The 11,640-nt window shown below is 52.9% G+C and carries 11 protein-coding genes and 1 tRNA gene; 8 read left to right on the top strand and 4 right to left on the bottom strand.

The window, feature by feature from the left end; translation table 11 throughout:
- The first annotated feature begins 117 nt into the window (after positions 1-117).
- Both ACUN8H_RS15615 and ACUN8H_RS15610 read left to right on the top strand, forming a co-directional pair.
- Positions 118-1,824, top strand: a complete 1,707-nt coding sequence (locus tag ACUN8H_RS15615) for a potassium/proton antiporter (RefSeq protein ID WP_445532981.1) — start codon at positions 118-120, stop codon at positions 1,822-1,824.
- A gap of 49 nt (positions 1,825-1,873) precedes the next feature.
- A tRNA-Ser gene (locus tag ACUN8H_RS15610) sits at positions 1,874-1,964 on the top strand.
- Between the two features lie 617 nt (positions 1,965-2,581).
- On the opposite strand, the gene ACUN8H_RS15605 is transcribed toward ACUN8H_RS15610, so the two are convergent.
- The 3 genes from ACUN8H_RS15605 to ACUN8H_RS15595 are packed head-to-tail and all read right to left on the bottom strand — an operon-like array spanning position 2,582 to position 5,367.
- The gene (locus ACUN8H_RS15605) at positions 2,582-3,394 is read right to left on the bottom strand and encodes an SDR family NAD(P)-dependent oxidoreductase (protein ID WP_445532980.1); all 813 of its coding nucleotides are present in this window, start codon (positions 3,392-3,394) and stop codon (positions 2,582-2,584) included.
- A gap of 11 nt (positions 3,395-3,405) precedes the next feature.
- On the bottom strand, positions 3,406-4,377 hold the full coding sequence (locus ACUN8H_RS15600) for an LLM class oxidoreductase (protein WP_445532979.1): 972 nt from the start codon (positions 4,375-4,377) through the stop codon (positions 3,406-3,408).
- Positions 4,378-4,380: 3 nt separating this feature from the next.
- On the bottom strand, positions 4,381-5,367 hold the full coding sequence (locus ACUN8H_RS15595) for a zinc-dependent alcohol dehydrogenase family protein (protein ID WP_445532978.1): 987 nt from the start codon (positions 5,365-5,367) through the stop codon (positions 4,381-4,383).
- A 119-nt stretch (positions 5,368-5,486) separates the two neighbouring features.
- Between ACUN8H_RS15595 and ACUN8H_RS15590 the strand changes: the two genes are divergently transcribed.
- Positions 5,487-6,398, top strand: a complete 912-nt coding sequence (locus ACUN8H_RS15590; protein ID WP_445532977.1) for a LysR family transcriptional regulator — start codon at positions 5,487-5,489, stop codon at positions 6,396-6,398.
- Between the two features lie 401 nt (positions 6,399-6,799).
- Here ACUN8H_RS15590 and ACUN8H_RS15585 read toward each other — a convergent pair whose 3' ends face one another.
- Positions 6,800-6,949, bottom strand: coding sequence for a hypothetical protein (locus ACUN8H_RS15585; RefSeq protein WP_445533018.1), 150 nt, complete (start codon positions 6,947-6,949; stop codon positions 6,800-6,802).
- A 576-nt stretch (positions 6,950-7,525) separates the two neighbouring features.
- On the opposite strand from ACUN8H_RS15585, the gene ACUN8H_RS15580 reads away from it, so the two are divergent.
- The 5 genes from ACUN8H_RS15580 (at position 7,526) to ACUN8H_RS15560 (ending at position 11,622) form a co-directional block, all read left to right on the top strand.
- Positions 7,526-7,897 carry a copper resistance CopC family protein gene (locus ACUN8H_RS15580; RefSeq protein ID WP_445532976.1) on the top strand — a complete coding sequence of 124 codons (372 nt, stop codon included), beginning with the start codon at positions 7,526-7,528 and terminating at the stop codon, positions 7,895-7,897.
- Between the two features lie 51 nt (positions 7,898-7,948).
- Positions 7,949-8,806, top strand: a complete 858-nt coding sequence (locus ACUN8H_RS15575) for a copper resistance D family protein (RefSeq protein ID WP_445532975.1) — start codon at positions 7,949-7,951, stop codon at positions 8,804-8,806.
- Between the two features lie 281 nt (positions 8,807-9,087).
- Positions 9,088-9,621: a cupredoxin domain-containing protein gene (locus ACUN8H_RS15570; RefSeq protein WP_445532974.1), complete on the top strand. Its 534-nt coding sequence runs from the start codon at positions 9,088-9,090 to the stop codon at positions 9,619-9,621.
- 14 nt (positions 9,622-9,635) lie between these two features.
- On the top strand, positions 9,636-10,301 hold the full coding sequence (locus tag ACUN8H_RS15565; RefSeq protein WP_445532973.1) for a response regulator transcription factor: 666 nt from the start codon (positions 9,636-9,638) through the stop codon (positions 10,299-10,301).
- Entirely contained in the window at positions 10,288-11,622 is a 1,335-nt protein-coding gene (locus ACUN8H_RS15560; protein ID WP_445532972.1) for an ATP-binding protein, read from the top strand. Before ACUN8H_RS15565 ends, ACUN8H_RS15560 begins: the two co-directional genes overlap by 14 nt.
- The last annotated feature ends 18 nt before the right edge of the window (positions 11,623-11,640 follow it).

Raw genomic sequence — 11,640 nt, 5'->3', positions numbered from 1 at the left:
AGCCGCCCATGAAAGCATCTGACTAGCCCTTTAAGCACAAGGAGGTGCGGAGAAGACACAGTAAATTCAACGGTTACATGTAATAATGGCGATGTATTGATGTAGAGACGGAGAGTCATGGACGCAATTTATACGTTCTTTTTGGTAGGCGGTTCGCTGATGGCGCTGAGCATTCTGGCCAGCCGCCTATCGTCAATGATGGGTGTGCCGCTGCTGCTGATTTTCCTCGGGCTAGGCATGCTGGCAGGTGAAGAGGGCGTGCTGGGCGTCGTATTTGATGACTACTCCATGGCTTTCGCCATCGGCCATTTTGCGCTGGCCATGATTCTGTTAGATGGCGGCTTACGTACTCGACTCAAAACCTTCCGGGTTGGTTTCAAACCTGCACTCTCTCTCGCGACCTTTGGGGTGTTTATTACCAGCGCCATCGTTGGCGTCATCGCGATGTGGATTTTTGATCTCACCATCGTGCAGGGCCTGCTGGTGGGCGCTATTGTAGGTTCCACCGATGCCGCCGCGGTTTTTTCCATGCTCAGCGGCCGCGGAGTCAATCTTAACGAGCGGGTAGGCGCCACGCTTGAAATTGAGTCGGGTACCAACGACCCGATGGCGATTTTCCTAACGCTGATGCTGGTTGAACTCCTCGTTGGCGATATTGGTGGCCCCACCGAAACCCTTCTGTTTTTTATTGCTCAGTTTGGTATTGGTTTAATTATCGGTATAGGCGGCGGCTGGCTGAGCGCTAAACTGTTGCGCTGGCTGGACTTGGCGCCGGGGCTTTACGCCATGCTCGCATTGGCGCTTGGTTTCAGTGTGTTTGGCCTGACCAGCGTGCTGGGCGGCAGTGGCTTCCTGGCTATTTACTTGGCCGGTTTGATGATTGGCAATCAGCCCGGCCGCCACCTCAACTTTATTCTCCCTGTGCACGATGGCCTCGCATGGCTTAGCCAAATTGGCTTGTTCCTGGTGCTTGGGTTACTGGTCACACCGAGTGAACTTTGGGAGGTGGCACTCCCGGCAGGGTTAGTGGCGCTGGCGCTGATCTTTATTGCACGCCCATTGGCTGTGCTGATTACCATCAAGCCGTTTTTTAAATTTCGCTGGCGGGAGACTTTCTTTATTGCCTGGGTCGGCTTGAGAGGGGCGGTACCTATTGTGCTGGCTATCTTCCCGGTGATTGGTGGGGTCGAAAATGCCTCGCTCTACTTTAACGTCGCTTTCGCCGTGGTGTTGATGTCGCTGCTTATCCAGGGTGGCTCGCTGACGCTAATGGCCAAGTGGCTGAAGGTGGAAGTGCCGGTAGGCACCGTGCCTAACCGGCGTGGCCCGCTAGGCATTTTGCCAGAGAACGATTTTGAGCTGTTCGTTTACGGTGTAGAGAACCAGGACCTGGAGGACGTGCCCATTCGGCTGCTGCGCTTTCCGTCAGGGGCGCTTATCTCGGCGCTGTTTCGCGATCACACCATGCTTCACCCGAAGGGCAGCACACGCTTAAAGCTTGGCGACGTGATTTGTGTGATCGGACGCTCGGAGGATCTTTATTCGCTTAATCGGCTGTTTAATGGCGATGCGAAGCTTAAGCAGGAGCGGGCCTTCTTCGGTACTTTTACCCTGGATGGCAGTGCCCAAATGCAGGATGTCGCACAAGCCTATGGCCTGACGCTAAGCCCAGGTGAGCAAAACATGACGCTGGCGGAATTTATTGCCCTCCGCGTGGGCGGGCACCCAGTCGTCGGGGACGACGTCGACTGGCACGGCATTCATTGGGTCGTCAGCGATATGGAAGGCGGGAATATTACCCGCATCGGGTTACGTTTGTACTAAAAGGCGTTGACTTCCAAGGGAAAGCTGTTAGTATACGCACCCATAAGCCGGAGGGATGGCAGAGCGGTTGAATGCACCGGTCTTGAAAACCGGCATAGGTTAATAGCCTATCCAGGGTTCGAATCCCTGTCCCTCCGCCACGTATTACGAATAAGCCGCTGATTTCAGCGGCTTTTTTGTTGGATGAAGGTTTTTACCCCACACCTTGCAATTGGCTCTCTTCGAAACGACTGGGGCGCCTATGGACAGTTTTTCAATCCAAGCAAGCATCTACAGGCTTGCCACTGAGCATCCTCTCCCAAAGCTTTACCCGCATGAAAGACCTAAGCTGCTATTCCAAAGATGACACAGATGGCATACATCGTTATTGTGGTCTTAAGAATTATGAGTATTTGCCATAGACAGATTGCGACCCAAAGCGGCCATTGAGTGCCTACGAAAATAGGGTTGATTCACATTGATGGATTGGTATTTCGTACACCAAAAACGTAGCCACTATTGCGGTCTACAGGCACTGTCTGCTAGAGCCATCAAATGACAGCTACGAGTAAAATAAAATATCCGGGCCTAAACAAAAGCGAACGTTCGTGTCCCTCACTTATTGTTCAGTTTTGGCCAAGATAACCGCCGGAAGTTATATGCCAGTTTAACCACGAAATTAGGCTCGATAGTGATGAAGAGAGGACAGTACATAACCTTTCGACTAGCAATTAGGAGGTGAAGTAAATTTGTCTCCACTGTTGCCTGAGTCAATTCATCAGGCTCGGTGGGATGTAATTACTTCTTCGATTGCATCCACGACAGCCTTGCGTTTTTTCGAGTCCATGGCATCAGGATGTGGCGCCCCAAAGTTCCCCTCATCATTATCGAAATACCTGCCGGAAGCGTCGGAGAAGTCCGACGATAGTGCCGCACGCACGAGTACTTCCACACCAATAGAAAGGCTTTTACCTGCAATGCCAAAGCCTTCCTTGACCATCTTTGATGCCAATAACGAGCCAGGATTAACTGCAACAAATACGGGCCCTTGGCTGCCAAGTGACGCAGCCAGTGCATTGTTCCACATCGTCAAAGCCAGCTTGCTTTGGGCGTAGGCCGACATGTCATCCAGAAGGCGCTTTTCCCCGCGCAGGGCGGCAAGTTCTACCGGAGCCTGTACCGCAGATGACAGATTAACCACCCGTGAAGTTGGCCTCGTGAGTGGCAAAAGGCGTTTGGTCAGCAAATAGGGAGCGACCGTATTGACCGCAAACCGCACATCCAGTCTGTCCCCGGTGATGTTTTCAGGAGCACGCAGGACACCCGCGTTGTTGATGATCACGTCCAACTGGTCATGTTCTCTGGTGATCGTGTCTGCCAATGGACCTACTTCAGCCAGACGCGACAGATCGGCTATATAGGTGTAGATCCGTCCGGCGCCCGTACCGTTTGCCAACATTTGCTCTGTCGCCGCCAGCTTCTCTGCGCTCCTTCCATGCAACAGCAATGTGTGGCCCTCGGAATAGAGACGCTTCGCGGTTTCTAGCCCGATGCCATCCGTGGCGCCGGTGATCAGAATTTTCTTGATCATAGTTTGTGTCCTTATGCCGGAAATTCAGGGAGGAGGTCTTCTGCGAGGTACAGGAGCGTTTCTTCAATATTCGCCTGATTGAGTCGTAGGTTCAGCGCTACATGGTTTACGCCGATTTCTTCCAGTGATTGCAGGTAAGCCTTCAGGAACTTTATGCCCGATCTGAAGCCCAGATGAATCGGCTGCGGCGGTGCATTGGGCTCTGTCAGAAGGTCAATATAGAGGGATTGCATCACGGGCTTTGAATACCCTGTTTCACTAGGAATACCGTTACGCCAGGATCTGACAGCGTTTGCCTGATCGTCGATGTTCCTCGGGTACGTAATCAACCCGTCACTATGGCGAGCGCCCCATTGAGGGGCCTGTTGGCTACCTCCGGTAATCAGCATAGGAATCTTTCCTGCCATTGGCTTTGGCAGCAGGTCCATCTCACCGTTGGTCTGGCCATAACGGTTTTCGAACGCTGGCGCGCTATCGGCCATCCTGCGGATGTAGTCGAAACTGTCCCGAAACCGCTCACCCCGGTTTTCGTAGTTTTCGTTGAGGGCGGGGTATTCATCAGGCCGGTCGCCGGATGCGATTCCGAGTATCAAACGACTACCCGACAGTTGATCGACACTTGCTGCGGCCTTCGCAACGTGAGCAGGGTGCCGAAGCGGTAAGATCAGACTCGCGACACCCAGGGCGATCCGTTCGGTTTGCCCGGCCAGAAAACCGAGGTAAACGAACGGATCGAATACTTGGCCGGCATCACCAAACGAGGGCACATTAAACGGGACATCTCGTAACCATACCGCAGAAAAACCGGCCTTCTCCGCCAATCGTACGCGTTCAAGGTAGCGCTCCATCGTCGGCACAGGGCCCCTGGTATAACTCTCCAGCGGAGCAACCAGACCAATACTCAACCGGTTTGGCTGAAACACCTGATTGTAGCCACGATTGATCCGGGCAAATGTCTTTGTGCTCTCGTTCAGTGCTGGCATTATTTAAACCTCCACGACAACCTTACCGATGGCCTGGCCACTGGTCAGACGATCATGGGCTTTGCCCGCTTCGGAAAGGCTGAATGTCTGCTCATCCAGAAGCGGCGTGACGCTACCCTGGTCCACAATCTGCGCCAGTTGCCCCAGAATGTCGCCGTGCGCTTCCCGATGATGGTTGTGCAGCATGGGAATTAACATGAACACCACATGCATCGAAAGCCCTTTGAAGTGAGCGGTGGTCAGATCAAGTTCAACCATGGCGACAGTGGTCGTCACATGGCCATTTAGGGCAGCTGCGTCAAAGCTGTTGGTCATATTTTCGCCGCCAACCGTATCGAAAACCACATCGAACCCGACACCTCCTGTATGGGCCTCAACATAGTCCGCGACGGTTTCAGTCTTGTAGTCAATCGGCGTAGCGCCGTAGCCTTTGAGGATGTCGAATGCCTGTTCACCGGAGGCCGTTGAATAAACAGCGGCACCAAAGTGCTTGGCCAGCTGAACCGCAACATGGCCCACACCCCCGGTACCACCGTGCACCAGCACTTTCTGTCCGGCCTTCACGTCAGCTCTTTGCAGGCCCTCAAACGCAGTAATACCAACCAGAGGCAATGCGGCGGCTTCACGCATCGTCAGACTCTTCGGTTTGTGCGCAATCAGCCGTGCGTCGGCGGGCATCAACTTTGCGAGCGCTCCCTGCAGATCGGCTAGGCCACCAGCACATCCGTATACTTCGTCACCGGGCGCGAAACCGGTCACACCTTCACCAACGGTTTCAATGGTGCCAGCGAAGTCCATGCCAAGCACGGCCGGCAAGTCCGGGGACAACGGGAGATTCTTGCCCATCTGGCGAATCATGGTGTCGACGGTGTTGATGCTCGTTGCCGCAACGCGGACGATGACTTGGCCGGGCTGTGCCGAAGGTGCAGCCATGTCGACCTGCTCAAACGCTGCCTCAGGGCCGTACTGATTAAGGACCATTGCTTTCATTGTGTAACTCCAATCTTGCAGTTGATTTGTCCAAGCGACTAAGAACAGATTAAAGGGTCGAGAAAACGGAATAAATGACCAATAATGGTATTCAGAATTCGTAAAATGGATATAAATTCATGGACACCGAGGGAATAAAGCTGTTTGTGCTGGCTGCTGAAAAACTCAACATTAGCGCCGCCGGACGGGAACTGGGGCTGCCGCCAGCCGTTGCCAGCGCCAGGTTGGCCAAGCTTGAAAGAGCGGTTGGGGCAGACTTGCTGCGCCGTTCAACTCGTAAAGTGGCGCTGTCTACTGAAGGCGCGGAGTTTCTGCCTTTTGCCAAGGAAATTCTGGCCCAAGAGAACGCGGCGATGGCCGCGATGGGGTTTGGCAATGAGCATGTGTCTGGCACTCTGAGATTTACCGCATCCAGCACCTTCGCCCAACAATATATCGTGCCTTTGGTACCAGAGTTTCTGGAGATGTATCCAGGTATCAATCTGGACTTGCGATTATCCGATATGGAACTGGACCTCATTCAGGGCAGTTTTGACCTGGCTCTGAGGGATGCCGTGTTGCCGGACAGCAATCTGAAAGCACGGAAACTCGCCGATGATCGACGCATATTCTGTGCCTCCCCCGAGTACCTCGCGAAATGGGGAACGCCAAAACACCTGGACGATTTGCATTCTCATCAGTTGGTCGCCTTCAAATCCCAGGCCACGATTGCGTTGGTCGGTCCCAAGGGAGAAAAAGAGCAGTTAAACCTTCGCAGCTCGCAAAACAGACTGATCATTGATGACGGCTTGAGTTACAAGATTGCGACCATGGAGGGGGCAGGAGTTGCTTTGCATGCGCTGTGGAGCGTCCATCAAGAGCTTGAGGTGGGTTCACTGGTTCAGGTGCTTCCCGACTACCGGATGGACGCGGAGCCGGCAGTATGGCTGGTGTACCCGAAATCCAATGTCTTAACCGCAAAGGTCCGGGTGTACATTGATTTTCTAGTGGCAAGAATAGGCCGGGAGCCACCTTGGCTGAATGCGGGTTAGCTATTTAATTGATTCTTATTGTATTTTTAAGTCTTAATGGTGAACCTGCTCCGTCTTTAGCTTATGGGAGAAACTTTCTGACGGGGCATTGTCCTAGCAGTCTCCTTTACGACTCATGGTGCAACGATAGCCATGTTGCATCATGAGCTGCTGGAAGTTGTCTGAAGCATACTGGCTGACGTTATCACTAATAGTGGATCAACTCTTATCTGTGTTTTCGTGCCCCAAAAGCTTGCTCTAAGGCGTCCAGGATCAGTCACATTTCATCGACGTCGCCGCGATACAGCATGCATAAACATCGATAACAAATGCGGCGTAGAAGAAGCCAGCTCAGGTAGCGACATAGATAAAATCGGACATCCAAAGCTAGTTAGGACGCATGGCTGTAAAATCACACTTCATTAGATCAGGTGCCCTTTTCTGGGAGGGGTCGCTGAGGGTCGTGGAAGGGCGTTGGCCTCGCACCACGCCGCGAATCCCAGGCGGCGCATGAGTCGTTCTACGGTGCAACGAACAACATTAACGCACCCACGGCGGAGTTGCCGCCAGATCTTACGAGCACCTTAAACGCAGAAGTTTCCCCCCTATACCCGCTAAATCTCAGCCGTAAGAAAAGCATCCTTCCAATATTGATCTGGCCCCCGTTCAGGATTTGCCTCAAGTGCCTTGTAGCGGTAATACGCCGGTAGCTGGCTATACTTCAACTCGACCCTGTGCTGAGCACGATGCTCGTCAATGGACGACACCATCAATTGAGTTTACGTTCGGGCTCCGACTGAGCGAAAAATGCAGCTGCCTGACTGAAAATTTCATTAGCGCGATTCAATTCGGTATTTTCACGCTCTGGCTGCTTGAATCGTTCACGTTCTGAAAGGTTAACTAAGGTGTCTTCCTACGAGCCTTCTCTAGGTTTTTATCATGCTCTCAGGGTCTCTGGTGTACAGCCCTACTTGCTGACAATGGAGCAGATCGCCGCCCACTTGGACGGCTATCCGCCTTGCTTTTTAATGACTAATCGAAAAGCCCGCTCCCGGATTTCCGGGCAATATCGTTTTGGTGAGTTCATGACCCCCATGACCCCATCATCTTAAGACATGGAGTCTCCGGTAAACCTGGGGCGATTCGGTATGCAAAAGAAGACGACTTCGCTCCCTATCATTCACGCTACCTTAGCAACGCTGTTGCTGTCGCTCGCAATCCCAGTGCTGGCACATGAAGGGGGTACAAGCACTTCGCCTAAGGATAACGTCACCATTCAGGATTCCCCAGCAGAGATTGGCATCGAGTTTAATGGCATGATGCGCATTACCCAGTTTGAAGTGACAGGCCCGGACGGCCCCGTTCCTCTTGGTGGTCAGCCAGAAGGTGATCAGGTCGAACGCTACTTCGTAAAGCCCAGTGACATTCTTTCGGCTGGGGAGTACCAGGTGAGTTGGCGCGGCCTATCGGATGACGGGCACATGATGTCCGACGGTTTTAACTTCTCGGTCGACCCCTGACCCGTGGCATGGTGGTTCTCCGTAAATAGCCTCGATGTCTGGACCGTCGCGATGATTCTCGTGGCGGCCGGGATTTACCTTAACGCCCTAGTCGCGACGGGGGCCGTGTTGTTTCGTCTAGCGTTTCCCCAACTCCCTGATCAAGACCGGAGAGGCGTCGTCCGCATGGGTGTCCTTGCTGCCTGGGCGGTGGTCACCCTGATTCTGTTCCAGTGGTCTTTAGAAGCTGGTTACCTTGGGGGCGGCAATATAGCGGCTGCAACCAACCCAATGTTGCTCGGGATCGTGTTCGATGGCGCGTCCGGGGGCCGACTAATACTGGCGGTAGCTGGTTTGCTGCTAGTCCAGGCGATTCAGCTTAATAACTTAGCGCTCTCGAAAACAGCCAACAGCTTGAGCCTAATAGGCGTGTTATTGGTGATGCTGGCATTCGTACAGGTGGGGCATACAGTAAACACCCCACGCCTCATTCTGGCTGGCTTGCTGATCGTTCACCTGATGGCGGCAGCATTTTGGGTGGCCTCGCTGTGGCCGCTATTCCATTTAGTGGGACGGGGTCACAACCAGGACAATACCGCCCGCATTCTGACCCGTTTCGGAAAACTCGCGATGGGCGTAGTTGGCTTGTTGGTACTGGCGGGTGTTACGTTGGCCACGCTACTAACAGGCGGTCTCACGCCACTGCTCACCACGGCATATGGACAGTTCTTGATCGGCAAGGTGTTGATTGTGGCGGTACTACTGTTATTTGCTGCCGCGAACAAGTGGCGGCTTGTTCCGGCCTTTGAGAGCGGCGACGCAACAGCCCCACGACGGTTACAGAGAAGTATTGCACTGGAGATGGTGCTGGTCGCGGTTATCTTGTTGATCACGGCAGTGCTGACAAGAGTGTCATCACCGAATGGGTGACTAATAGGGCAACCACCTTGTTGAGCCGTTCCAGAGCTCGAAATTAACGGTCGCCTTCTTATGGGCCTTACGCTGAGGTATAGGCGGAGGCTGCCATAGGCATTGCACCAAAAAGACGAAAAGTCATTGCTGCAGCGTTGACTCTAATCAGGGGGTCAGGATCCATCATCATGTTAGCAATGCTTTTGTGCAGCAGGTCATATTTTTACGTTAGGTTCAGGCTCGTTTCAGGTTAACACCGTATAAAGAACAAGTGACAATAACCTCTGAGGTAAATGACCATGCGCAAAATCTCCTTAACAACATCTTTGTTTGCCCTTTCACTAAGCTTGATAACGAGTGCGGCATGGGCTTCGCCCGGCCAAGGCAGTGGTGACAATGGCCTAATCGAGGCTGACGTTGACCGCACGATCAGCCTTGAAGCTGGCGATATGTGGTTCGACCCTGAAGCGCTAGAAATGGCGGCAGGGGAGGTGGTTAAATTTGAAATTACTAACACCGGCAATCTAGAACACGAATTTGTGATTGGTAGCAAAGAAGCCCAAGAAGAACATCGCCAGATGATGCTAAACATGGCCAATGGCGGAGGCCATGACATGTCGAATATGGCACACGGTGATGGCCACGATATGTCCAATATGTCAAACGGCGATGGTCACGATATGGCCAATATGAGCATGGCAGGCGTCACCATTGCGCCTGGCGAGACCGGGACTCTATTATGGAGTGTCCCTGATAATGTTAACGAGCTAGAGTATGCATGTAACATTCCCGGCCATTACGAATCCGGCATGTACGGCAATTTTTCTCTCTAATCTGACCTATATCCATGAAACTGTTGCTACTCGAAGATGATGATTTGCTAGCGGAAAGCTTGGCAGAAAGTCTCAAAGACAACGGTTACCTGGTTGATTTGGCCGCTTCATTAAAAGCGGCCAAGTCGCTTATGGCAACCGAGCATTACGAGCTGGCGATCTTAGATGTCGGTTTGCCAGATGGGTCGGGGCTGGATTTGCTCGCCCAGTGGCGCAGGCAAAAACGCGACACGCCTATTTTGATCCTGACGGCCCGCGATACCTGGGAGGATAAAGTTGTCGGCCTGGAAACAGGGGCCGATGACTATCTCACCAAGCCCTTCCACGAAGCCGAACTGATGGCCCGGCTGAAGGCCTTGCTGCGTAGGCAGTCTGGTCAATTATCGCAGGTGATTGCGCTAAACGGCGTCTCGTTGGATGAAGCGAGTCAACGAGTGTGCTTAGAAGGGGAAACGTGGCGTTCGCTAACGGCAACGGAGTTTCGGTTACTGCGCTACTTAATGCTTCATCCAGACCGCATTCACTCGAAAGAGCAGTTACTAGAGCAGCTCTACGCATTGGAGCAGGATGCCGCCGCTCCCAACTTGGTCGAAGTCTATGTCGCTCGTCTGCGCCGTTATCTCGGCAAATCGGTGATTCAAACGCGGCGCGGCCAGGGGTATTTCTTTGCTTCACATTGATCGGCGCAGTTTACGTTTTCGACTACTCGCCTGGCTAGGTGGCGTGGCGCTATTTGTGGTGGTGACGACCTGGCTACTGCATGGCATATTGTTACAGAATCTTGCTCGGGATTTTTTGGGTGAGCGTCTTCAGCGCGAAGCCAATCATGCGGTCGCACAGCTAGAGCAGGATCAATCGGCTGTCCCGACTGCGCTAGACTCGGTTAGCCAAGGCTATCAAGTCTTTCATCATCTCTACGTACTCCGCTTTAACGGTTCGGTCAGCGCTTCCGACCCGCAATGGCAGCAACAGCTGGCGCCTCTGCTGGAAGAGAACGGCGATGCTCTTGTGGACGTTAAACATAACGATCAGCACATGCTCGTCTACCGCCGCCATTTTGAGTGGCAGGGTTCTAACGGCGTATTACTGGTGGGTGAGGATTTTTCTCAGGTAGAAGCAGGACTTGCTACCTTGCATTGGTGGGTCGGTGGAATTGCCGCCGTGCTTTTAGGAATGCTCATCATACTCAATATGCTGGCAGTTAACCGCGGCCTCACGCCACTTTGGCAACTGCGTCAACAGCTTGAAGCCTTGCGGTCAGGTAAACGTGATCGCTTGTCATTAGTAGCTCCTTCTGAGTTAGATGAGTTAGTCGACCAATTGAACTGGTTTATGGATGATATAGATCTTCGTTTACAACGCTCGCGGGAATCAGTCGCCAATCTTTCCCATGCCTTAAAAACCCCGTTGGCAGCGGTTACCCAAGTACTACGCGGCAACCGGCCTATTGATGAAAACCGACGGCATAAACTGCTCAGCCGTATTGAAGATATTAACGCTCAGTTAGATGCGGAGCTGCGTCGTTCGCGTATTGCAGGCCCTAACGCGGGGCGAATGGCCAACGTCAGGCGTGATAGTTCACGGCTCATAGAGATGTTCCGCAGCCTTTACCCTGAGCGTATCTTCAACCTCACCCACTCGGCAGGCGAGAAAGACCAAGTGCCTATTGAGGCTCACGACTTTTCTGAAATATTAGGCATCGTGCTCGATAACGCTGGTAAATGGTCGAATAGGTGCGTTAATTGCGATATTGTCGTCTCCGGTACCACACTCACGCTCACCATTGATGATGATGGCCTCGGCGTTGCAGAAAAGGATCTTTCGCGCTTGGGAGAGCGTGGCACACGACTGGATGAACGCCGTCCCGGCTACGGCTTAGGCCTGTCGATTCTTGCGCAGTTAATTGCCCGCTACTCAGGGCACTCGCGTTTTGAGCGTAGTTCACTGGGTGGACTGCGCGTTACGGTTACATTGCCTCTAGCGGTTGAAGTGACTAATTAATCACTATTCAGCTTTGAT

Source organism: Vreelandella sp. V005 (assembly GCF_052645115.1).
Note: the sequence above shows the minus strand (reverse complement) of the source record. Positions and strands in the feature narration are given on the sequence as shown.